Below are 22,023 nucleotides of genomic sequence, written 5' to 3'. Positions count from 1 at the left end.
GGGTCCAGAGTCTAGGGGAGGGTTTCCAGGGGCCGCAGGTCCCACTCCGCATCGAAGGTGACCTGGAGGGCCGGGCCGGCCTTGGGATCCACGCCCGCGCGCCAGATCGTGAGCGTGTTGAGCCCCTGCCAGCGGCCCGGAGCCCCGCTGTCCGGCCGCATGTCCCAGGCCTGGTCCTGCCTGCCGGATTCCGGGGCATCCCCCTGGGCGATCTTGTACCCGACGAGGTAGAGGCGGTCCTTCTGCATGAACCCGGACACCGGGGGGAGGGCGGGGCCTTCCACCCAGTGGGCGGCCGCACCCACCTGGAGGAGGGGCGCCGTCGGGTCGGGCTTGGCCACCCAGTCCCTGGGCCAGGACTCCGATTCCTTCAGGAGGGTCTTGTCGTGGCCCGAGACGCGACGGAGCTTGACCCGGGTCTTCGTGATCCGGAAGCTCCGGACCGCCAGGGGCTCGGTGACCCGTTCCGGGCGGCCGGTTTCGATAGCCTTGAGCAGCGACTCGTAGTCGAACATCGCCGGCGTGTCTTCCGCGGAGGCGTGCAGGCTCTCCAGGTTCCCGCCCTGGGCCAGGACGGCCTGGGCATGGCGCTTCATCGCGTCCCACTCCCCCAGGTGGGCCGACACGAAGAAGCAGTGGATGAGCTCCCGGGGGTTCAGGGCGGGCTGGGCCGCCACGGCCGCGTAGGCGGCCTTCATCCGGTCCGGGTCGAGCAGGCGCCAGGCCACCTCCAGCCGCATGGCGTTCCGGGGGCGCGCCAGGTCGTCGCCCACGGTCTCCAGCAGCGTCCAGGCCTTCTGGAGTTCGACCTGCCCCCGCGCGGCCTTCAGGTAGGTCCCATCCACCCCATGGTTGAGGCCCCGGATCAGGCTGGTGGCCCAGAGCCAGGACGCCGCGGCGTAGCGGGCCTTCTCCGGCGCCTTGGCGGGATCCATGGCCAGCGCGGTGGCGCGCAACGGGCTGCCCGCCTCCAAGTCCTTCTTCCCGGCAGGGTCCTGCTTCTCGAGTCGGGCCATGGAATCCAGGAAGGCCCGCTCGTCCTGGGCCGCAAGGGTGAGGGTGGCGAGGGCCAGGATGGCGGCGCGCATGGGACCTCCTACAGGGGGATGTTCCCGTGTTTCTTGGGCGGCATGGTGTCGCGCTTGGTGTCGAGGAAGGCCAGGGCCTTGACCAGCTTCTGGCGGGTCTCGCGGGGGAGGATGACCTCGTCCACGAAGCCGTGCTCGGCGGCGATGTAGGGGTTGGCGAACTTCTCGTTGTACTCGGCCACCAGCTCCGCCTTCCGGGCCGCCGGGTCCGGGGCGATGGCGATGGACTTGCCGTGCAGCACGTTCATGGCGCCCTCGGCGCCCATGACGGCGATCTCGGCGGTGGGGTAGGCGAAGTTGAAGTCCGTGCGGATGTGCTTGCTGGCCATCACGCAGTAGGCGCCGCCGTAGGCCTTGCGGGTGATGACGGTGATCTTGGGCACCGTGGCCTCGCAGAAGGCGAAGAGCAGCTTGGCGCCGTGGCGGATGATGCCGCCGTGCTCCTGGGTGACGCCGGGCAGGAAGCCCGGCACATCCTCGAAGGTGATGAGCGGGATGTTGAATGCGTCGCAGAACCGCACGAAGCGGGCGCCCTTCTCGCTCGAGGCGATGTCGAGCACGCCGGCGTAGAAGGCCGGCTGGTTGGCCACGATGCCCACGCTGCGGCCGTCGATGCGGGCGAAGCCCACGACGAGGTTGGGGGCGAAAGCTTCATGAACCTCGAAGAAATGGGCGTCATCCACCACCCCGCGGATGATGTCGCGGATGTCGTAGGGCTTGCTGGGATCGTCCGGCACCACCTTGTCCAGGTCCGGGTTCTCCAGGGGCATCTCGCGCTTGGGGGCCCGGCGGGGCGCCTCGCCCAGGTTGTTGCTGGGCAGGAAGGAGAGCAGCTCCCGGGTGTGGGCCAGGGCGGCCAGGTCGCTGGCCGTGACGAAGTGGGCCACGCCGGACTTGGCCGCATGGGCACTGGCGCCGCCCAGCTCCTCCTTGGTGACCTCTTCGTGGGTGACGGCCTTGATGACGTCCGGCCCGGTCACGAACATGTAGCTCGTGCCCTTCACCATGGTGATGAAGTCCGTGATGGCGGGGCTGTAGACCGCGCCGCCAGCGCAGGGGCCCATGATGAGGCTGATCTGGGGGATGACCCCGGAGGCCAGGGTGTTGCGCAGGAAGATGTCCGCGTAGCCGCCCAGGCTCACCACGCCCTCCTGGATGCGGGCGCCGCCGCTGTCGTTGAGGCCCACGACGGGGCAGCCCACCTTCATGGCCAGGTCCATGATCTTGCAGATCTTCTTGGCGTAGGCCTCGCTCAGGGACCCGCCGAAGACCGTGAAGTCCTGGGCGAAGATGGCCACCGGGCGGCCGTCCACCCGGCCGAAGCCGGTCACCACGCCGTCGCCGGGGATCTTCTCCACGCCCCAGGCCCGGTGGACCATGAGGGCGTCCATCTCCTCGAAGGAGCCCTCGTCCAGGAAGGCGGCGACGCGCTCCCGGGCCGTGAGCTTGCCCCCCTCATGCTGCTTCTGGACCCGCGCCTCGCCGCCGCCGGCCAGGGCCTGGGCGTGCTTGGCCTTGAGGATCTCGATCTTCTTCTCGAGGGACATGGGGACTCCCGGATGCGTGAAAACGGCGGCCGATCAGAGGGATCAGCCGCCAGTTTACCCGAGCGCCGGAGCCTCCCCCGGCCTACTTGACGGCGCGGACGGCCACGAAGGTGGCGAATTTATCGGCCCATTTCACGAGCTTGTCCTGGATGGTGGACATGGCGGTCCCGCTGATGGAGCGGTGGTGGACGGCCAGAAGGAGTTCGCCGGTCTTGGTGTCCACGACCTTCAGGTCCCAGGTGGCGGTCTCGCTGCCGGCGCCCAGGCCGATGAGCCACTTGGCGGCCTTGCTCCCGGCATTGGCGTCCACGAATCTCCCCACCAGGGTCAGGTCGCCCTCGGTCCGGCTCACCTTGGCCTTGCCATTGACGGCGCCGGTCAGCGCGCCGCGAAGCATGCCCGGAAAGCTGTCGGTCAGCTCGGTGGCCTTGGCGTTGTCCTTTCCGTCCCGCCCCTTGCGGAGCATGGCGGGATCTTCCCAGGGCTTCATGAACACCGTGTGGCCAGTGAGGTCGAGGCCTGGCTTGATCCAGAAGAAGTCCACATCGTCACCAGTGGCGAAGGTTGTGCCGTCGCCGAACCAGGCAGGATCCAGAAGCCCGTTGTCCTGGAGGGGGGCCTTCGGGGCCGCGGGTTTCGGGGGCTCGGGTTTTGGGGCCGGCGCTGCCGGGGGTGCTGCTGGAGCAGCCAGAGGCTGTGCCTCGGGTGTCGTTGCGGTCGGCGCAGCCTGGGCGGGCGGGGGTGTCGGCGGCTCCTGGGCGCATAGGCACAGGGCAGAGCCCATCAGCAGGGCGAGAGGACGAGGCATAGAAGACTCCTTGGATTGGAATCTCCAAGCGTAGCGCGAAACAAGGATTGTCAGCGGATGGGTCTCGGCTGGGTCATGGCCTCGAGGCTGAGGGCCTCGTCCAGCTCGGCCGGGCTCAAGTAGGCTTTGCGGAGGATGATCTCGCGCACGGCCACGCCGGTCTCCAGGGCCTCCTTGGCCACCTCGGTGGCGCGCTTGTAGCCGATGGCCGGCATGATGGCGGTGACGATGCCGATGCTGTGCTCCACCAGGTCGCGACAGCGGTCGCGGTTGGCGGTGATGCCCACGATGCACTTGGTGGTGAGCACGTTCACGGCGGCGGTCAGGGTGCGGAGGCTGGTGGCCAGGCTGTAGGCCAGCACGGGCTCCATCACGTTGAGCTGCAGCTGGCCGGCCTCGGCCGCCAGGGTGATGGTGAGGTCGTTGCCGATGACCGAGTAGGCCACCTGGTTCACCACCTCGGGGATCACGGGGTTCACCTTGCCGGGCATGATGCTGCTGCCGGGCTGCATGGGGGGCAGGTTGATCTCGCCGAAGCCGCAGCGGGGGCCGCTGCTGAGCAGGCGCAGATCGTTGCACATCTTGCTGAGCTTCACGGCGGCGCGCTTGACGGCCCCGGAGAACATGACGAAGGCGCCCGTGTCCGGCGTGGCCTCCACGAGGTTCTCCGCCAGGACCACCTCCAGGCCCGTGATCTTCCGCAGCTCCTCCACCACGGCCTCCGGGTAGCTCGGATCGGCGCAGATGCCGGTGCCGATGGCCGTGCCGCCCATGTTCACCTCGAGGAAGAGCCGGGCGCATTCCTGGAGGCGCAGGATGTCCTCGCCCGTGGTGACGGCGAAGGCCTCGAACTCCTGGCCCAGCGTCATGGGCACGGCGTCCTGGAGCTGGGTGCGGCCCATCTTGATCACATCGGCGAACTCCCGGCCCTTGACGTGCAGGGCCGCCTTCAGGCGCTCCATGGCGTCCAGCAGGTTCCGCAGCATGAAGATGGTGCTGAGGCGCAGGGCCGTGGGGTAGACATCATTGGTGCTCTGGCCCAGGTTCACGTGGTCGTTGGGGTGGCAGTGGGCGTAGTCTCCGCGCTTGTGGCCCAGCAGCTCCAGGGCCCGGTTGGCGATGACCTCGTTGGCGTTCATGTTCGTGGAGGTGCCCGCGCCGCCCTGGACCATGTCGGTGGGGAAGTGGCCGTGCCAGTGGCCGTCGATGATCTCCTGCGAGGCACGGTCGATGGCGGCCGCGATGGCCAGGTCCAGCAGGCCCAGCTTCGCGTTGGCGCGGGCCGCCGCCTGCTTGACCATGGCCAGGGCGCGGATCATGGCCGGGAAGTGGCTGGTGGGCGTGCCCGTGATGGGGAAGTTGTGGACGGCGCGCAGGGTCTGGACGCCGAAGAGGGCGTCCTCGGGCACGTCCAGGGGGCCGATGAGGTCCGACTCCCGCCGCGTCTGCCCGCTGGCGTAGGCCTGCTCGCGTCCGGTGCGCGGGGTGGCCGAATACAGGATGCGCCGGTGGAGCACGTTGGCGATCTTGCTGAGGACGGCGATGGCCGCGGCGCCATCCTGGCCGAGGCTCTGGAGGACGGTCTCGCGGTCCAGGTCCAGGAGCACGGCGGGGGTGAGCGTGGTGGCCGTGGCCGAATGGGGGCTGGGGGCCAGGAAGGACTGCTCGCCGGCCACGTCGCCTGGGCCCAGGATCACCACGGGCTCCGGTCCGTCGCCGTTGTCGCGGGTGATCTCCACGCGGCCCTCGGCGATGACCGTGGCGCCCTTGCGGGGGTCGCCCTGGGTGAAGAGGCGGGTGTCCGCGGGGACCTCCCGCCGGCGGGCGGCCTTGGCGATCAGGCCCAGGTCCGGGTCGGACAGGCCCGAGAAGATCTCGCAGCGGCGCAGGACAGACGTGATGGCATCCATACAGGACCTCCGGCCCGAGTGGGGCCAGGGGTCATGGTATCGAGCCCTCTTTACGATTCGGTCACGAATTGACGGAACGACTTAACGCTCCGCTTGACGAACGAATCGGGAAGCTATCGGCCACCCTTTTTCCAATCCGCCAGGAAGCCCTCCACGCCCTTGTCGGTGAGGGGGTGCTTCAGCATCTGGTCGAAGACCTTGGTGGGGATGGTGGCCACGTGGGCGCCGGCCAGGGCCGCGTCCGTGACGTGCCGGGGCTGGCGGATGGAGGCGGCCAGGCACTGGGTGTCGAACTCGTAGTTCTCGAAGATGGCCACGATCTCGCGGATGAGCTCCATGCCGTCGAGGTTGATGTCGTCCAGGCGGCCCACGAAGGGGCTCACGTAGGTGGCGCCCGCCTTGGCGGCCATGAGCGCCTGGGTGGCGCTGAAGCAGAGGGTGACGTTGGTGTTGATGCCCTCGGAGGTCAGGGCCTTGCAGGCCTTGAGGCCCTCGGCGATGAGGGGCAGCTTCACCACCACGTTCTCGTGGATCTTGGCCAGCTTCAGGCCCTCCTGGATCATGGCGGGGGCCTCCAGGCCGATGACCTCGGCGCTGATGGGGCCGTCCACGATGTCGCAGATCTCCGCGATGATCGCCTCGAAGGGCTTGCCGGTCTCCTTGGCGATGAGGCTGGGGTTGGTGGTCACCCCGTCCAGCACGCCCAGGGCGTTGATGCGCTTGATCTCGTCGATGTTGGCGGTGTCGATAAAGAATTGCATGGAGGCTCCTGGCGGACCTTCCATTCTCCCAGGGCCGGAGCGAAGCTGGAAGCGCGGAGTCTTCCATGACACATACCGAGATCAAGGTGCTGGACAAAGGGTTCGTCCGGCTCATCGACCACATGGGGTCGGACCTGTCCGTGGTGAACGCGGCCCGGGTGTCCTTCGGCAAGCGGAAGGAGGCCTTCGAGGCGGGGGACGCCAAGCTGATCGGCTACCTGGCGGAGCATGAGCACACCTCCCCCTTCCGCCACACGGCCATGACCCTGCACGTGAAGGCGCCCATCTTCGTGTTCCGCCAGTGGATGAAGCACCGCATCGGCTCGGAGTTCAACGAGATCAGCGGCCGCTACGTGGAGTTCCCCGAGGACGAGTTCTTCGTGCCGGCGACCTTCCGGAAGCAGGCCAAGGTCAACAAGCAGGGCAGCGAGGGGGAGATCGACGCGGCGAACCGCGCCCGGGCCATGGAAAGCTACCTGGAGAGCTGCCGGGGGGCCGTGGCCCACTACAAGGAGCTGCTCTCCCTGGGCGTCTGCCGCGAGCAGGCCCGCTGCGTGCTGCCTGTGGGCCTCTACTCCGAGGTCTACTGGACCGTGAGCCTCCAGGCCGTGGCCCACTTCATTCGCCTGCGGGCGGACGGCCACGCCCAGTGGGAGATCCAGCAGTACGCCGCTGCCGTGCGCCAGGTGGTGGAACCCCTCTTCCCGGTGGGCCTCAAGGCCCTGCTCGCGGACCGCCAGGGATGAGCGCGCCGCCCCTCGACCCCGCCCTGTTCCACCTGGATCCGGAGCACCTCTGGGTCATGCACTGCTCCGAGGGGCCCGTGCCCCGGGCCGCGCTGGACGCCACGCAGGCCTTCATGCGCAAGGAGCTGCGGCCCTGGGAGGTGCGCTGGGAGGAGGACTTCCAGGGGATCCCGGCCGCCGCCCGGGCGGAGGCCGCGGTGCTGCTGGGCGGCCGGCCCGAGGACATCACCCTCACTCCCAGCGCCTCCTCGGGCCTGGTGGCCGTCGCCCAGGGCTTCCCCTGGCGGTCCGGCGACGAGGTGGTGGCGCCCCTGGGGGAGTTCCCGGCCAACGCTTGGCCCTGGCTGGCCCTCGAGGCCCGCGGCGTGGCCTTCCGGGAGGTGCCGCTGTGGGAAGGGCACCTCGCCGGGGCCGAGGCCTGGGCGAGCCGGCCGCCCACCGCGGAGGCGGGTCCCGAGGCCCGGCTCGTGGAGGCCCTGGGACCTCGCACGCGAATCCTCGCCGTCTCGTGGGTGCGTTTCCAGGATGGTTTGAAGCTGGACCTGGGGCGCCTGGGCGCCGCCTGCCGGGAGCGGGGCGTGCATCTGGTGGTGGACGGCATCCAGGCCGCGGGCACGGTGCCCGTGGATCTGGAGGGCCTTTCCGCCTTCGCCACCAGCGGGCACAAGGGCCTGCTGTCGCCCCAGGGCATGGGGTTCCTGTGGACGGACGAGATGTTTCGCCGGTCCCTGTCCCCCTCGGGCTCCTGGCTCTCCGTGGAGGACGCGACGGATTTCTCGCGGCCGTCCACGGACCTCCGCCGGGCCTGGCTGACGGATGGACGGGCGCTGGAACCCGGGGGGCCCAACCTGCTCAACCTCTCCGCCCTGCTCGAGTCCCTGCGCCTGATCAACCGGGCGGGCGTCCCCGCCATCGCCGCGCACGGAGCGGCCCTCCAGGCCCGGCTCCTGGACGCCATCGAGGGATCGTCCTGGGCCGCGGATGGAGCCCGCCTGCGGGGTCTGCTGGAGGCCGGGCGGCTGGGCTCCATCTTGGCCTTCCACCATGGCGGCGCCGGGGCGGATGGCCTGCAGGCCCTGCTCCGGTCCGGGCATCGACAGGGCATCCTCGCCTCCGTGCGCGAGGGCTACCTGCGCGTGGCCTTCCACGGCTTCCACACGGAGGCCGATGTGGACCGCGTGGGGGCCTGGCTCAGCGGAACAGCCAGCTGACCTTGGCCTGCACCACGTCGTCCGAAGGCAGGTGCCGCAGGAGGGCGAGATCCGGCCGGGGGGCGAGGCTGGCGCGGTCGTTGATGAGGGCGTCCGTGCTGGCGCCGTGGGTGTAGACGAGGAAGAAGGTGGAGCCGGGACGGAACTCCCAGCGCGTGATGAGGTTCAGGTTCCAGGTCCGGTAGCTGAAGGCGGTCTGGGGCGTGGTGCCTGCGGGCTGGTCCTCCGGGAGGCCGGGCTCGAGGGTCTCGTCGTCGACGTAGTGCTTCAGGTCCCGGTAGTTCCAGTTCGCGGCCAGCCACTGGCTGAAGAGCTGGAGCGTGAGGGTGGGGTTGAAGGCGTAGGCCACCCGCACGGTCTGGTTCAGCTGGCTGAGGCGGCGCAGGCCCACGATGGGCGTGGCCACCGGGGTCTCCAGCCACTTCAGCTCGCCCTCGTCCCGGGTGACGGAGGTCGTGACCTGGATTTCGAGGTTGGGTGCGGGTCGGAGGGTCTGGAAGAGCGTCGTGTCGGTGGAGGGCCCCCCCTCTTCCCAGGCTCGGCTGGTGTTGAGGCGGAGGTACCAGGGCCGGTTGCCGGGCGTGTCGAAGCCCAGGTTCGCGTAGGGCACGGCGGAGCGGGCCAGATACTTCTTCTGCGGATCCGAGTAGGTGCGCAGCTCCCGGTCGTCCTCGGCGGGCAGGTCCACGCCCCCACCGCCCCAGAGGGACCAGAAGCTGGTGAAGTCGGTCCGGCCCCAGGTGTTGAGGTTGCGGATGAAGGCACGGCCGGCCTGGTCCCGGGCGTAGGTGTGGCCCAGCCCCCAGGCCCAGTTGCGGAAGACGCCCCAGGTGCGGTCCCAGCGGCGCGAGACCTCGCCGTACAGGCGCTGCTCGTCGGCGCGGCCCAGGTAGCCGACGTCATTGGGGTTGTAGTCGTGCCCCGCGTCGATGGCCTGGAACTCGGCGTTCCAGCCGCTGCGCCACTCCTGGTGGGCCCGGAGCCGCGCCCGCCAGCCCTGATCCTGGGCGCCGGCGGGGCCGGTCTGGCTGCGGCTGAGGGTGGTCTCCAGCGTTCCGCCCCGGTCCTCGGTGCGGTAGACCCCGTCCAGCGCCTGGACGTGGGCGGACCGGCCCGCCGCGCCCGCCTGGTCCATCTCCGAGGCGAAGGTGCCCACGTAGCTCCCCCGGTCGTCCAGGAGCTGCTGGATCCGCAACACGCCGAAGCTGGTGAGCGGCGAGATCTCCCGCCGGGAGCGGGTTCCGGCGGCATCGGCCACTGTGGCCCGAGCGGGCTCCACGCTGGCGCCCAGGAGACCCACCTTGGTGTCCGAATCGTACGTGGCGGTGTACTTCGCGGCGGCGGTGATGTCCGTGGCGTTCGGGCGATCCTGCAGGGTCTCGCCGGGGGCCAGGTCCGGGTCGGACAAGCCATGTCCAATTCGCCGGCTGTAGAAGAGATCGGGACCGGCGACCCGGAAGAGGTCCATGCCCTCCAGGAAGAAGGGGCGCTTCTCCGGGAAGAAGGTCTCCACGGTGCCGAGGTTCAGCACGGTCTGGTCCACCTCGACCTGCCCGAAATCTGGCCGCACGGAGAGGTCCACCTGGGCGTGGGAGTTCAGGCTCCAGTGGGCGTCGAGGCCGGCCCGGGTGTCCCAGCCCCGGTCGTCATAGCTCCGGGCGGTCTCGAACTTCCGGGCGGTCCCCAGGTAGGGCACGTACTCCCGGCGCGGCTGGGGAGCCAGTCCCTCCAGGCCGCTCAGGTCGGGAAAGCGGCTGACGAAGCCGTTGTCCCCCGGCGGCACGACCATCCAGCGGCTGGATTCCCGCACCACGCCCTGGTCCGTCCGGCTGAAGTTGATGCCCCAGGTCTGGGGTTCGGAGCCCTCCTTGAACCGGAGGAGGGACAACGGGATCTTCAGCTCCGCGGTCCAGCCTTCGGCATCCACCGACACGGCGCTCTCCCACACGCCGTCCCAGCTCGGATCGAAGGTGCTGTCGTTGTAGATGATCTGGTCCTTCTGCACGCCGGCCGCGTTCACCTCGAACAGGAGCGCGGTGCGCCGGTCGTGGCTGGAGTCGATGGCCACCCCGAACCAGTCGCTGGGACTGTCCTGGTCGCGGCGATGGACGCGGCGCACCACGTGGGCCCGGCCGCCCTCCAGCCGGCGGTTGTGGAGCATCCGCGCTCCCACGTAGAGGAACCGGGCGTCGTAGAGCACCCGCACTTCCGTGCGCTGGCGGGCTGGTCGCCCGCGCTGGGGCCACTCTTCGGTGAATCCCGAGGCGAAGGGCGCGCGCTTCCACGCGGGATCGTCGAGGCGGCCATCCAGCTGGATGGCTGCGCCGATCCGCATGGCCTGGAGCCCGGTCTCCGGACCCGGGGCCGCCATGGCCAGCGCGCCGAGGAGGAGGGCGGAGCAGGTGGGAGTGCGCATGATCCTCCGGAGTCGGCGGGAAGCTCCATGTTGCCACATCTTGCGAGGTATCATGGATTTTGGAAGCCTTCCATCCCCTCCAGGCACTTCTATCGATAATGGAATTCCAGGAGTCGACATGCGCACGATCTTCGCCATCCTGCTCTCCCTGCCCCTGTGGGCGGGCGGAGGCACCGTGGCCTTCAAACAGACGGCCTTCATGGCCGAGGTGGCCGCCACGGACCAGGAGAAGGCGAAGGGCCTGATGTACCGGCAGAGCCTGGCCAAGGACCGCTGCATGTTCTTCGTCTACGGCGAGGAGGGCTACCACGCCATCTGGATGAAGAACTGCCTCATCGCCTTGGACGTGGCCTGGGTGGACGCGGAGGGCAAGGTGGTGGAGACGGCCGAGCACGTGCCCCCGTGCAGCCCCATGCGCGGCGACGACTGCCCCACCTACGGGGGGAACGTGCCGGCGCGCCACTTCATCGAGTTCGCCGCGGGCACCTTCAAGCGCATCGGCCTGAAGAAGGGCGATCGCCTGGGCTGGGACCTGGTCCTGGACGACGGCCGGGCCGTGCGCGGCGGGGCACCGATGCCCAAGGCCAAGAAGAAATAAAAGGCGAACGCGGAGACCTCCGCCGCGTCCGCTGTTGAAGGTCCGATCCCGGGAACGGCCTATTCGCCGTTCTTCGGCGCGCCCTTGCGGGGCGGACGGGTGAGCGTGCGCAGAGCCTCGGGAGCCGGGGGGAGGTCCGTCAGCTCCAGGGGGCTCAGGCGATCCGCCAGCAGCTTCCAGGCGCGCGCCTGGCGGGGCAGGCGCTCGGCCTGGATGACCTCGAAGCCCTGGGCATAGCTCACGAAGGGCGGCATCACCAGGGCGAAGCCGGTGTAGAGGAAGGCGGGAAGCCTCATCCAGTCCGGTTCTCCGGCGGGTCCGATGCCGGGCACGGCGAAGAGGGGATGCACCCCGCCATTGATCCAGAAGCCCTGAGATGAGTCGTGGCGGGGATAGACGAAGATGCGGCGACGGTGCATGAGGGTGAAGGGGCCGACCCGGTACTGCTCCACGGGTTCGATGCCGGTGCCCTCCAGCGCCGGGCCGCAGCTGCGGTCCGGGTGGCCCACCACCTGCACCACCTGGCGGCCCCCGGCCTGGAGCTTGCGGAAGATGGTCCGGAGCTCCTCGGCCTCGTCCCCCTCGACCGTGCCCTGGCTGGGTTTGAGGTCGCCCAGCAGGGCGATCTGGGCGGGGGCGTAGTCATCGATGAGGCTGAACAGCCGCTCCCAGATCTCGGTCTGCTGGGGCGGGGGCAGGGGGTCCGGGCGCCGGCGTCGGGCGGCGCCCAGGCCGAAGAAGAGGTCCGCCAGCACCAGCGTCTTCTGCCGCGGGAGCCAGATCGCCCGCCGGCTGTCGAGAATCACATCCTGGTTGAGCTGGACCTGCACCGGCGCCTCCGCCTTCCATTGGAACACGGCGGGGGCCAGAATCCGGGGATGGGGGATCGGTGCGGCACGGCCAGAGCCACTACCTGAAGCTGGAATGGCAAGGCGAGACCCGGAGGGTCCTGGTCCATGACCCTCCGGCGGCCTCGGATCAGGAACTCCCGCTGGTGCTGGCCCTCCATGGGACCGGCGGCACGGCGCGGCTCATGGCCGCCTTTTCGGGCCTCGGCCGCCTGGCCGACGAGCGGGGTTTCCGCGTGGCCTATCCGCAAGCCCTGGGCGAGGCGGGCACGGAGGACCCCGGACTCGGCGCCGCCTGGAACGTGGGGCCGGGGCTGGGCTGCCCCGGTCATGCGGAGGTGGACGACGTCGGGTTCCTCGGGGCCGTGGTCGACCGCCTGGGCCAGCGCGGGATCGTGGATCCCCGGCGGATCTTCGTGGCGGGCTTCTCCAATGGGGCCCGCATGGCCTATCGCCTGGCCCTGGGGGCGCCATGGGTGGCGGCCATCGCGCCCGTGGCGGGGGCGCCGACCTGGGGCCCTTCTCCGACCCGCCCCGTGCCCACCCTGGCCTTCCACGGGACGGAGGATGGCCACATCCCCTACCGGGGCGGCCTGGGGCCGCGGGGGCGGCGGGTGCCCGTCCTGGGCGCGCCAGAGGCGGCGGCCCGCTGGGCGGCCCTCATGGGATGTGATGAGGGGCCCGTCCGCGAGGCCATGGACCCCCATCACCTCGACCTCTGGTCGGGCGCCGGATGTGAGGTGGGCCTCTGGACGGTGGCCGGCATGGGCCACGCCTGGCCGGGCGGACGGCCCTACGCGCCGGGGGCGGATCGGCCCGCGCCGGACCTCTCGGCCAGCCACCTCATCTGGGCCTTCTTCGAAGCCCATCCCCTGGAGGCGCCTTGATCGCGGACCCGAACCATTTCATACCCGGCTTGGGCACGGGCCTGGCCGGCGGCGTGCTGTCAGGCCTCTTCGGGGTGGGCGGGGGCGTGGTGATGGTGCCCCTGCTGGGCCTGTTCCTGCACCTGGACCAGCACCGCGCCCAGGGCGCCACCCTGGCGGCGATGCTCCTGCCCACGGGCCTGCCCGCCGTGCTGCAGTACCGCAGCCGGGGCATCCACACCAGCCTGCGCCTGGTGGGCGTGCTGGTGCTGGCCTTCCTTCTCGGCATCTACGGCGGGGCCCGGGTGGCGAACCTCATTCCTTCGGGGCCCCTGCGCTGGGGCTACGCAGCCTTCCTGGTGCTCCTGGCCTTCAAGACCTACTTCCGGCACGAGCCCCCGGCCGTGGACCGGACCGCGGAACCCCTCGACCTCTCCTCGGGCCTCTGGTCCGCGGGGCTGCCCATCGGCCTGCTGGCAGGGGTGGTCTCGGGCCTCACGGGACTGGGGGGCGCCGTGGTGGTGATTCCCCTGCTGGCCTCCCGCTTCCGCATGACCCAGCACGAGGCCCAGCTCACCAGCCTCATGATGCTGCTCCCCCCCATCGGCCTGCCTGGCGTCTATGTCTATGCCCAGGCCCAGGGCGGGCTGCCCTGGATGGTGATCGCCGGGGTGGCCGTGGGCTTCGCGGTCGGCGCGCTGGCCGGGGCGCGGGTGGCCACACGCATGCGGGGCGCGAAGCTGAAGCAGGTCTACGCGGTGATCGTGCTGTTCATGGCCCTCCTGGTGGTCCTGCGGGGGCGCTGACCGGAAGCCCGTCCCGGGGGACGCACGGCGCGGCCTTGCGCTATCCTCGACCCGGAGGTTGCCGTGCCCCTGGATGCCCCGACCCCCCTCTACGTGGGGGAGCGCCTGCGAGACCTGATCCTGTGCTACGCGGGGCCCTGGGCGTTCCTGCCCTACATGCGGAACCGCGAGGACCCGGAGCTGCTCTGGCACGCGCGCCAGGGCGTCATCCTGGCCTTCGCCGAGTGCGCCCTGACCCTGGCCATGCTCATCCTGGGCCTGTTCCCCATCTTCGGCGCCGTGTCCATCCGCTTCTTCCTGCCTCTCTGGCTGCTCTGGTGCCTGGGCATGTCCGTGACCAGCATCCTGCAGGCCACCAAAGGCAAGCGGCACCGCATCCCGGTGATCCACCAGTTCATCGATTATCTCTGATCCGATGCGGGTCGCGGAGCAGGCGACTGAATGTCGCCTGCGGAGCGGGGACCCGCACGGATCAGAATCACGAAGGGGTGGGACGACGGGAGCAGGCAACTGAATGTCGCCTGCGGAGCGGGGCCGCACAGGGAGCGAATCAAGAGTCGCTGGGTTTGGCATTCAAGATCAGCATGGCATCCCCATAGCTGAAGAACCGGTAGCGCTCCTTCACGGCCTCGGCGTAGGCGGCCTGGGCCAGATCGAGGCCCAGGAGGGCGGCCACCAGGACGAACAGGGTGCTTTCCGGCAGATGGAAGTTGGTGAGCAGGTGGTCGGCGGTGCGGAGGCGGTAGCCCGGCGTGATGAAGAGGCGCGTGGCGCCCTCCCGCGCGAGCCGCGTGCCGTCCCAGGCGCCTTCGAGCGTGCGCAGCGAGGTGGTGCCCACGCAGAGCACGGGCCGCGTGCGATCGCGGAGGACGGGCTCAAGGGCCTGAGCCGTGGCCTCGGGGACCTCGAAGCGCTCCTCGTGCATGGCGTGGTCTTCCAGCCGTTCGGCGGTCATGGGCCGGAAGGTGCCCAGGCCCACGTGGAGCCGTACCGGGTGCCAGCCGCAGCCGCGGGTCTCCAGGGCGCCGATAAGTTCCGGCGTGAAGTGCAGGCCCGCCGTGGGGGCCGCGACGGCCTCGCCCTCCCGGGCGGCGAAGACGGTCTGGTAGCGGGTCTCGTCCTCGGCCTCCGCCAGGTGCTCGATGTAGGGCGGCAGGGGCAGGCGGCCGATGCGGTCGATCTCGTCCCAGTCCAGGCCATGCGCGGCATGCACTCGGACGGCCCGCAGCCCCTCGGGCAGGGTCTCCAGGATGTCGAGGCGGGCCAGCTCCGCGTGGGTGACGGGATCCACCACGGCGGCGGAGGCCCCCGGTTTCAGCCGCGCCCCCGGCTTCACCATGGCCTCGAAGCGCCCCTGGCCCAGGCTCCGCAACAGGAGCGCTTCGCCCGCCCCGCCGCCGGCCCGCCTCAGGAAGAGGCGCGCGTGGCGGACGCGCACGTCGTTGGGGACACAAAGGCTACGCGCGGGCACCAGGTCCGGCAGGTCGCGGATGGCGCGGTGGGACCAGGCCCCGGTCCGTGCATCCACCACGAGGAGCCTCGCCCCGTCGCGGTCGGGCGCGGGGTGTTGCGCGATGAGCTCCGGGGGCAGGTCGAAGTGGAAGTCCGAGCGCCGCATCAGGCGTCCGCGAACTGCAGCCGGTGCAGCCGCGCGTATTCGCCCTGGCGGGCCAGCAGCTCATCATGGGTGCCCTGCTCCACGATGCGGCCCTGCTTCATGGCGCAGATGCGGGTGGCCCGCTGGATGGTGCTGAGGCGGTGGGCGATCACCAGCGTGGTGCGGTCCTGCATGAGGGTTTCCAGGGCGGCCTGCACGGCGCGCTCGCTCTCGGTGTCGAGGGCGCTGGTGGCCTCGTCGAGGATGAGGATGGGTGGATCCTGCAGCAGGGCCCGGGCGATGGCGAGGCGCTGGCGCTGGCCGCCACTGAGGCTGGAGCCGGTCTCCGCCAGGGGGGTGTCGTAGCCGTGGGGCAGGCTCACGACGAAGTCATGGGCGTGGGCCTTCTTCGCGGCCGCGATGACGGATTCGCGGCTGGCCTGCTTGCCGTAGGCGATGTTGTCGTGCACCGTGTCCATGAAGAGCAGGGTCTCCTGGGTGACGATGCCGATGATCTTGCGGAGCTCCCGGGGATCGAAGTCGCGGAGGTCGAGGCCGTCGAGGGTGATCCGTCCACCGGTGGGGTCGAAGAAGCGGGGCACCAGGTTCACCAGGGTGGTCTTGCCGCCGCCGCTGCCGCCCACCAGGGCCACGGTCTCACCGGCGCGAACCTCGAGGTCGATGCCGCGCAGCACGATGTGCTTGTCGTCGTAGGCGAATTCCACACCCTCGAAGCGCAGCAGGGCGGGCCTCGCGGGCACGGGCTTCGGATCCGGGTTCACGGGCAGCTCCGGCTTCCGGTCGAGCATGGAATAGACCCGGTCCAGGCTGGCGGAGGCCACCTGGATCTCGTTGTTGAGCTTGGTGAGGCGCCGCAGGGGATCGTATAGGGCGTAGATGGCCAGGATGTAGGTGAGGAAGTTCTCGGTGGTGAGGGTGCCGGACTTGAAGCGCCCGGCGGCGTACGCGGCGAGGCCCGCCAGCAGGAAGCCCCCCACCAGCTCCATGATGGGCGTGGAGAGGGCCGAGGCCCGGGCGCTCTTCATGCCCAGGCGGTAGAGCTCCTGGTTCTGGACCTGGAAGCGGCTCACTTCGTAGGACTCGCGGGCGAAGCCCTGGACCACGCGGATGTTGCTGAACACCTCCTTCAGGCGCTGCAGCAGGCGGCTGGAGGCCTCCTGGTTCCGGTGGTTCACCCGGCGGATGCGCTGGCTGAGCTTCTTCACGGGCAGCACCACCAGGGGGCCGGCCAAGAACAGGGTGAGGCTCAGCTTCCAGTCCATGTAGAGGACCGTGGCCAGCATCGTGAGGGCCACGCAGATCTCGCGCACGGCCTCCGCCAGCTGGTTGCTGGCGATGCCCTGCACGGCGCCCACGTCGCTGATGCTGCGGGTGATGAGCTCGCCCACGGGGTGCTTCTGGAAGAAGGCGGGCTCCTGGGTCAGCAGGTGCGCGAAGAGCCGTTCCCGGAAGGCCTGGGTGGCGCGAATGCCGCTGCGGACCATGAGCAGGGTGCCGGCGTAGGTGAAGAGACCCTTCAGGGCGAAGAGCAGCACCAGCACCAGCGGCACCAGCAGGCCCGTGCGCAGGGCGGAGGCCTCGGGCAGGTGGGCCAGGACCCAGGCCCGGAGGTGTTCGAGCTGGCCGAAGAGGCCCGTCTGGGCCCCGCTCAGGGCGTGCGCCTTGCCATCGTCGAACACGAACTTGATGGAGGCGATGAGGGCCCCCTGGCAGAGGCCCGCCAGGAGCAGGAGCAGCGAGGCCCCCGCGATGAGGGGGGCATGGGCCCGCAGATGGTCGTTGAAGAAGCGCAGGAGTCGCGACATGGTCAGCGACCAGCTTAGCCGCACTGGTTCATGCCGCCGTCACGGGCGGCTACTCGACGGTCACGGTCACCGTGCTCTTGCCGTCATCCAGGCTGAAGAGTTCCGTGCCCTTGGGGGCGTTCAGGGCCTGGTCCATGAGCCGCTCCAGGTCCACCCCCTTCTTCTTGGCCTGGCGCAGCTGCTCGTCCGAGAGGTAGCCGCCCACGGCCCGGGCCAGGCCCACGGTCAGCCGCACGGTCAGGGCCTCGGGCTTGGCCCGCTCCTTCACGCGGATCACCAGGAACCGGCCCTGGGCGGGGCCCGCGGCCTGGGGCTGGACCCCCATGGCCTGCAGGGCGAGGCGGCAGGCCTCGGAAGAGGCGTCCACCCGCAGCCCGGCCTGGAGCACGGGCACGGCGCGGGCATCCCGCCGCTTGGCCAGCTGGAGGGCGGCGGCGATGCGGACCTCCTCGCGGTCGTCGGACAGGGCGCCGGCCAGGCCGGCCTGGGCCGCGGGGCTGTTCCACTGGCGGATGCCCCAGCAGCGGACGCGGTTCAGCTTGGCCTCCTTGCCCAGCATCCGCTGGTCCGGATGCCGGGCCAGGAAGTCGGTGTAGGCCTCGGCGGCCTCATCCCACCGCTGGTCCTGCTCCAGGCTGGAGGCCAGCCAGTAGCGGGCGTCCGGGATCCGGGAGGACCGCGGGAACTCGCGGATGAGCGAACGGTAGGCCTGGGCCGCTTCGTACCAGCGCTGGGCGTAGCGGAGGTCGCGGCCCTGCCGGAACAGAGCGTCCGCGGGGCTCTCCGGGCCCGCCAGGACGAGGGGGACGGCGGGCTCCGGGGCGGCGGGCGCGATCAGCGCCGGCACGGCCACGAGGAGGGAGAAGGTCATGCGCCGTCTCCCCTGAGGCGCCGTTCCATGCGCTCGGACTCGCCCTCCAGGTTGTGGGCCGCGGCCCACTGTCGGAGCTCACGGGCCCGCTCGACGCTGAGGCAGTCATCCTCGAAGGCCACTTCGGACAGCCAGGCGTGGAGGTTGGCGCGGATGGCCTCGGCCTCCTGGATGGGCGCGCCCTGGGCGGCGAGCTGGTGGCTGGCCTCCAGCAGGGTCAGGGCCATCTCCCGCTCCTGGCGCCGGTCCTCCTCCCCCTTCTTGCACAGGGTCGGGTCCTGCTCGAAATCCTGGAGCAGGGTGGTGCTCTGCCGGAAGAAGGCGATCCAGGCGCGGTCCTGGGTGCGTTTGCGGGCCAGCTGCTCCAGCCGGGCCGTGTCCTGGGCCTGGGCGCGGAGGCTCTGGGTGTGCAGCACGGTGTAGGTGGCCGGGATCAGGGCCACCAGCAAAACCGCGGCGGCCGCCAGGGTCCAGGACCCGGTCCAGTGGAGGCGGGGGGGTGGGGCCAGGCTTTCGGCCAGGCCGGGGCCGTGGCTCTCCAGGGCGAGGTGGAGCTCGAGCAGCCCTGCCAGCTCGGCCTGCTGCGCCGGATCGTCAGGCCAGAGCTCGGGCCGTTCGAGCAGCTCGAAGCGGCGGGCCTCTTCCTGGGGATCAAGGCGGTTGGGGTCGGGGGCGGCGGTCATGGCTGGGGTCCAAGGGTCTTGCGGAGCTTCTGGAGGCTTTGGAACAGGGTGGCTTTCACGGTGCCTTCGGCGCAGCCCAGGTCCTGGGCGATGCGTTTCACCGGGTGCTCGTGGACGTAGTAGGCGAGCACCATGGCCCGCTGGCGGGGGGTGAGGCCCTCCAGGGCCCCGCGAAGGGCCTGGATGCGCCGGCTTTGGTCCACGGATTCCCAGGGTGAAGCCTGCTGGGGATCCGGTGCGTCAAAGGTCTCGGGAGGGGGTACCTCTCTCCCCCGTCTACGGAGGTGGTCGGTCGCCGCATTAGCCGCCAATGTAAAAAGCCAGGCAGCCACCGGGCGGCCTTCCTCGAATCGCTGACAATGCTGGAGACACTTGAGAAAAACCTCCTGGACCAGCTCCTGGACCACCCCGGCCTCGCCCTGCAGGCGCCGGTGGAGGAAGGCGCAGAGGGGGCGCTCGAAGCGGGCCATGAGGTGGGCCAGGGCCTCCTCCCGGCCGGCCTTGAGCTGGGCCATCCAGAACTCGGGGGACTCCGTCTCCGGCAGGAGGGGGCCGTCAGTCGGCGGCTGGGGGAGGGCCGCGCTCATGCCTTGGGGACTCGGACGGGGAGGGTGAAGGAGAAATCCGGTTGCCCCAGCTTCTCCATCACCAGCTTGAGCTGCTCGGGCGTCAGTGCACAGCGCAGCCCCACCCGGCGCTGTTCCTGCAGGAGCTGGGGGGCGGCGCCGGGGGCGGCCTGCACGGCATTGGCGGCGGCGACCAGCCGCTGGAGCCAGGGCGTGACCTGGTTGATCCCCTCGGGCGTGCCCGCCAGGGCCAGCTCGAAGCGGATGGCCTGCTCTTTTCCGGCGGGCTCCTTCCCGGCGGGCGGTGTGATGCTCCAGAAGAGGGCACTGACACCCTGGGGCAGGTCCTTCACGAGGGTCCCCTCCAGGTTGCGGCGCAGCCCGCCCAGCAGGGCCTCGGGCTGGAGGTAGCCCTGGAAGGGCGCCCGGGGGTTGATCCACTCGGCGGCGAGGGCCGCGTCCGGCCGGGTGGCGAGGCTGTCCTTGGCCGCCATGCGCTGGAGGGCCTCCAGCGAGCCGATCCAGATCTGGCCCTTCTCGTCGCTGGCGGCCCGGATGTGAGCCTTCGCCCCGCCGGCCTCCAGGTCGAGGATCACGTGGAGCGGCCAGTCCCGGCCTTGGAGGCGCAGGCTCCCCTCCTGGGGGAAGGATTCGGAGAGGGCCGCCACCAGCGACGTCGGATCGGCGAACTGGTTCAGCTGGATGAGGACGTGCTCAAGGCCTTTCTGGATGTTCGATTCGCCCTGTTGCGGCACGCCGATGACATGGAAGGTCACCCGGCCCGTCTCCGTGCGCGGGTTGATGCGCGCCTTCTGGAGGAAGAGATCGAGGGCCCGCTCCACCGAGGGATCCCGGGAGATAAGGGACTGGACCTCCTTGTGGGTGAGCATCCAGGCCGCTTCGCCGGAGAATGAGGCCACGCTGTCGGTCGGCGCGGACTGCACCCAGCCGGGAACACGGGGCTTAGGCCGGCACGAGGTGACGAAAGGCAGACAGACCAGCGCCACCGCGGCGGGGATCAGAATGGCGGCGGGGCGGCGCATGGGGGCTCCTGGATCTGGGTTACGGGGCGGTCCTGCCCCCGTTTACCCGAGGGTCCGCAGGGTCACGGGCAGGTGCGGGCTGCGGAGAAGTTGCTGCTGCTCGGCCTCGGACAGCAGACCCCAGATGCGGGCCGAGGCTTCCCGGGGCGTCTTGGGGTTCAGCAGCAGCTCGGACATGATCGCGGCGTGGGCCATGAGCACCGGATGCCCGGCGATCTGCTCCAGCACGGCGCGGGGGGTCAGCTTGTTCCGGGCGAGGCGGAGGAGGATCCCGGGATCCAGCTGGCGGTCGGACACCATGCGCCGCAACGTCTCCTCGTCCTGGAGCACCTCCTGGGGAAGGTGGCGCATCAGCTCACCGCCGGAGGTGCGGAGGGCGGTGATCCGGTCGGAGACGTCCATGGCCAGGTAGAGGGTGCGGAGGGTCTCCAGGGCCCGGCGCTTGACCTCCAGATGCTGGAGCCGCGGATCCCGCAGGATCTCGATGGCGGGCTTGAGGCCGGGCAGGTTCGCGAGCAGGCGGAGGGCCGTGGCTTCCGTCAGGTGGGGATGGTGCACCAGGGTTTCCGCCACCAGCGGATCTTCCTGCCACTTGGCGTGCGCGGCCACCTGCTCGGCCCGGTCGCGGTCCAGGGTGGGTAGGGTGGAGGCCAGCATCCGCGGCGTGAGGGCCGGATTGTCCAGGGACAGGTGGAACACCTGGGGATCCGGATCCTTGAGCACCTGGATGAGCTGGTCCTCCTGGGTGGCCTGGGTGGCGAGGAACACCCGCTCCTCGAGGCTGGCCCAGCGGCCGTCCTCGCCGCGCTCGGGCAGGGCGGTGGACAGCCCCGACCGCTGGCGGAGGAGGCGGTCGTAGAAGTATTTCACCACCCGGAGCAGGTGGGGGGACTGCCGCTTGGCCCAGTAGGTGACGAACTGGTACTCGCCTTCCTCCAGCTGGGAGAAGAGGCTCACGATGCGGCGCAGGGAGGCGGGCTTCGATGCGCCCCGTTCCAGCGTCGCCACGAGGAGGCGGGAAAGGGCCAGGCGGCGCGACAGCCCGGCGGGACAACCAGGGGCCTCCTGGATGCCCTCCCGCACGGGCTCCCGGAAGTACCAGCGGGCTTCGGCGTACACCTCCTCGAAGAGCTCCGGCACGGCGCTCTGGCCCAGGGCCCGGAGGAGGAGCTCCTCGGAGATGAGCGGGTTCTGGAGGGCGGCCAGGCGGAGATCCGCGTCCGGGTCCACCAGGAAGCCCACCAACTCGTCGGGCTGGGCGGTCTGCTGGGCCCGGGTGAGCCGATCCCCCTTGTTCGCCACTGGCGCCGGCGCCGGCGTGGCGGGGGCCTCCGGCAGGGTCGTGAGGGTCTCCCAATCGGGATCCTCCCCGGGCAGGGGAGGCAGCTCCTGGGTGGAGCCGGTGGCGGAGACGGACTTGGCGATCTGCTTCGCCAGGAGCTTGGCCACGGGCTTCAGCTCGGGATTCAGCTGGGCGTAGAGCGCCTTCACCGCCTCGGAGCGGTCCTCCTTCTCGGTAGTGGGCGCCTGGTCCATCTCCCGCATCTGGCCGAACAGGGAGACCACCATCTCCAGGTCGCGGCGGATGGCCTCGGGGGTGGCCTCGTTCTCCGCCAGCCCCAGGAGGATGGGCCAGTGGGCCAGCCAGTGGGGCGTGCGGGCCATGAGGGTCAGCAGGCGCGGCGAGTCCAGGGACCGGGCCAGGCCCTCCAGCATGAGGATCTGGCTTTCCGACGGCAGCTGCGGGCGCACCAGGGCCAGGTGGCGGAAGTGGATCCGTTCCGGTTCCGTTAGGCTGGCGAGGAACGCGCCTTTCGGTTCCGTCACGGGTC

The 22,023-nt window shown here is 70.4% G+C and carries 20 protein-coding genes; 6 read left to right on the top strand and 14 right to left on the bottom strand.

Annotated features, from left to right (window positions below; translation table 11 throughout):
- Nucleotides 1-11: 11 nt before the first annotated feature.
- The 5 genes from MLE42_RS08305 to fsa form a co-directional block, all read right to left on the bottom strand.
- A complete protein-coding gene (locus MLE42_RS08305) occupies nucleotides 12-1,088 on the bottom strand; it encodes a hypothetical protein (protein ID WP_243287406.1) in 1,077 nt (358 codons plus the stop codon).
- Between the two features lie 8 nt (nucleotides 1,089-1,096).
- Complete coding sequence (locus MLE42_RS08300) at nucleotides 1,097-2,635, bottom strand: acyl-CoA carboxylase subunit beta (protein ID WP_243287405.1); 1,539 nt, start codon at nucleotides 2,633-2,635, stop codon at nucleotides 1,097-1,099.
- A gap of 82 nt (nucleotides 2,636-2,717) precedes the next feature.
- Nucleotides 2,718-3,443 carry a DUF4410 domain-containing protein gene (locus MLE42_RS08295; protein WP_243287404.1) on the bottom strand — a complete coding sequence of 242 codons (726 nt, stop codon included), beginning with the start codon at nucleotides 3,441-3,443 and terminating at the stop codon, nucleotides 2,718-2,720.
- A gap of 50 nt (nucleotides 3,444-3,493) precedes the next feature.
- On the bottom strand, nucleotides 3,494-5,353 hold the full coding sequence (locus MLE42_RS08290; RefSeq protein WP_243287403.1) for an aspartate ammonia-lyase: 1,860 nt from the start codon (nucleotides 5,351-5,353) through the stop codon (nucleotides 3,494-3,496).
- A 113-nt stretch (nucleotides 5,354-5,466) separates the two neighbouring features.
- Nucleotides 5,467-6,114 (bottom strand): fructose-6-phosphate aldolase, encoded by a 648-nt coding sequence (gene fsa, locus MLE42_RS08285; protein ID WP_243287402.1) that lies wholly within the window; start codon nucleotides 6,112-6,114, stop codon nucleotides 5,467-5,469.
- Between the two features lie 65 nt (nucleotides 6,115-6,179).
- On the opposite strand from fsa, the gene thyX reads away from it, so the two are divergent.
- Nucleotides 6,180-6,860, top strand: a complete 681-nt coding sequence (thyX, locus tag MLE42_RS08280; RefSeq protein ID WP_243287401.1) for an FAD-dependent thymidylate synthase — start codon at nucleotides 6,180-6,182, stop codon at nucleotides 6,858-6,860.
- Complete coding sequence (locus MLE42_RS08275; RefSeq protein ID WP_243287400.1) at nucleotides 6,857-8,071, top strand: aminotransferase class V-fold PLP-dependent enzyme; 1,215 nt, start codon at nucleotides 6,857-6,859, stop codon at nucleotides 8,069-8,071. Before thyX ends, MLE42_RS08275 begins: the two co-directional genes overlap by 4 nt.
- Here the strand turns inward: MLE42_RS08275 and MLE42_RS08270 are convergent.
- Nucleotides 8,052-10,487 carry a DUF5916 domain-containing protein gene (locus tag MLE42_RS08270; RefSeq protein WP_243287399.1) on the bottom strand — a complete coding sequence of 812 codons (2,436 nt, stop codon included), beginning with the start codon at nucleotides 10,485-10,487 and terminating at the stop codon, nucleotides 8,052-8,054. The two genes, MLE42_RS08275 and MLE42_RS08270, sit on opposite strands and share 20 nt — an antisense overlap.
- Nucleotides 10,488-10,605: 118 nt before the next feature.
- On the opposite strand from MLE42_RS08270, the gene MLE42_RS08265 reads away from it, so the two are divergent.
- The gene (locus tag MLE42_RS08265) at nucleotides 10,606-11,085 is read left to right on the top strand and encodes a DUF192 domain-containing protein (protein WP_243287398.1); all 480 of its coding nucleotides are present in this window, start codon (nucleotides 10,606-10,608) and stop codon (nucleotides 11,083-11,085) included.
- Between the two features lie 59 nt (nucleotides 11,086-11,144).
- On the opposite strand, the gene MLE42_RS08260 is transcribed toward MLE42_RS08265, so the two are convergent.
- On the bottom strand, nucleotides 11,145-11,942 hold the full coding sequence (locus MLE42_RS08260) for a metallophosphoesterase family protein (protein WP_243287397.1): 798 nt from the start codon (nucleotides 11,940-11,942) through the stop codon (nucleotides 11,145-11,147).
- Nucleotides 11,943-11,974: 32 nt separating this feature from the next.
- Between MLE42_RS08260 and MLE42_RS08255 the strand changes: the two genes are divergently transcribed.
- The 3 genes from MLE42_RS08255 (at nucleotide 11,975) to MLE42_RS08245 (ending at nucleotide 14,016) form a co-directional block, all read left to right on the top strand.
- A complete protein-coding gene (locus MLE42_RS08255; protein WP_243287396.1) occupies nucleotides 11,975-12,820 on the top strand; it encodes a CE1 family esterase in 846 nt (281 codons plus the stop codon).
- On the top strand, nucleotides 12,817-13,605 hold the full coding sequence (locus tag MLE42_RS08250) for a sulfite exporter TauE/SafE family protein (protein ID WP_243287395.1): 789 nt from the start codon (nucleotides 12,817-12,819) through the stop codon (nucleotides 13,603-13,605). Before MLE42_RS08255 ends, MLE42_RS08250 begins: the two co-directional genes overlap by 4 nt.
- Nucleotides 13,606-13,668: 63 nt before the next feature.
- Complete coding sequence (locus MLE42_RS08245; protein WP_243287394.1) at nucleotides 13,669-14,016, top strand: hypothetical protein; 348 nt, start codon at nucleotides 13,669-13,671, stop codon at nucleotides 14,014-14,016.
- A gap of 139 nt (nucleotides 14,017-14,155) precedes the next feature.
- Here MLE42_RS08245 and queA read toward each other — a convergent pair whose 3' ends face one another.
- The 7 genes from queA to MLE42_RS16115 are packed head-to-tail and all read right to left on the bottom strand — an operon-like array spanning nucleotide 14,156 to nucleotide 22,018.
- Nucleotides 14,156-15,223: a tRNA preQ1(34) S-adenosylmethionine ribosyltransferase-isomerase QueA gene (queA, locus tag MLE42_RS08240; RefSeq protein ID WP_243287393.1), complete on the bottom strand. Its 1,068-nt coding sequence runs from the start codon at nucleotides 15,221-15,223 to the stop codon at nucleotides 14,156-14,158.
- A complete protein-coding gene (locus tag MLE42_RS08235; protein WP_243287392.1) occupies nucleotides 15,223-17,028 on the bottom strand; it encodes an ABC transporter ATP-binding protein in 1,806 nt (601 codons plus the stop codon). Before MLE42_RS08235 ends, queA begins: the two co-directional genes overlap by 1 nt.
- A 49-nt stretch (nucleotides 17,029-17,077) precedes the next feature.
- On the bottom strand, nucleotides 17,078-17,899 hold the full coding sequence (locus tag MLE42_RS08230; protein WP_243287391.1) for a tetratricopeptide repeat protein: 822 nt from the start codon (nucleotides 17,897-17,899) through the stop codon (nucleotides 17,078-17,080).
- Nucleotides 17,896-18,582 carry a hypothetical protein gene (locus tag MLE42_RS08225; protein ID WP_243287390.1) on the bottom strand — a complete coding sequence of 229 codons (687 nt, stop codon included), beginning with the start codon at nucleotides 18,580-18,582 and terminating at the stop codon, nucleotides 17,896-17,898. The genes MLE42_RS08230 and MLE42_RS08225 overlap by 4 nt, the downstream gene beginning before the upstream one ends.
- A complete protein-coding gene (locus MLE42_RS08220; RefSeq protein ID WP_243287389.1) occupies nucleotides 18,579-19,169 on the bottom strand; it encodes an RNA polymerase sigma factor in 591 nt (196 codons plus the stop codon). Before MLE42_RS08220 ends, MLE42_RS08225 begins: the two co-directional genes overlap by 4 nt.
- Nucleotides 19,166-20,191 (bottom strand): hypothetical protein, encoded by a 1,026-nt coding sequence (locus MLE42_RS08215; protein ID WP_243287388.1) that lies wholly within the window; start codon nucleotides 20,189-20,191, stop codon nucleotides 19,166-19,168. The genes MLE42_RS08220 and MLE42_RS08215 overlap by 4 nt, the downstream gene beginning before the upstream one ends.
- Nucleotides 20,192-20,233: 42 nt before the next feature.
- Nucleotides 20,234-22,018 (bottom strand): hypothetical protein, encoded by a 1,785-nt coding sequence (locus MLE42_RS16115; protein WP_275975781.1) that lies wholly within the window; start codon nucleotides 22,016-22,018, stop codon nucleotides 20,234-20,236.
- Nucleotides 22,019-22,023 lie beyond the last annotated feature (5 nt).

The organism is Geothrix terrae, assembly GCF_022808775.1.
In the GTDB taxonomy this organism is placed as follows: domain Bacteria; phylum Acidobacteriota; class Holophagae; order Holophagales; family Holophagaceae; genus Geothrix; species Geothrix terrae.
Note: the sequence above shows the minus strand (reverse complement) of the source record. Positions and strands in the feature narration are given on the sequence as shown.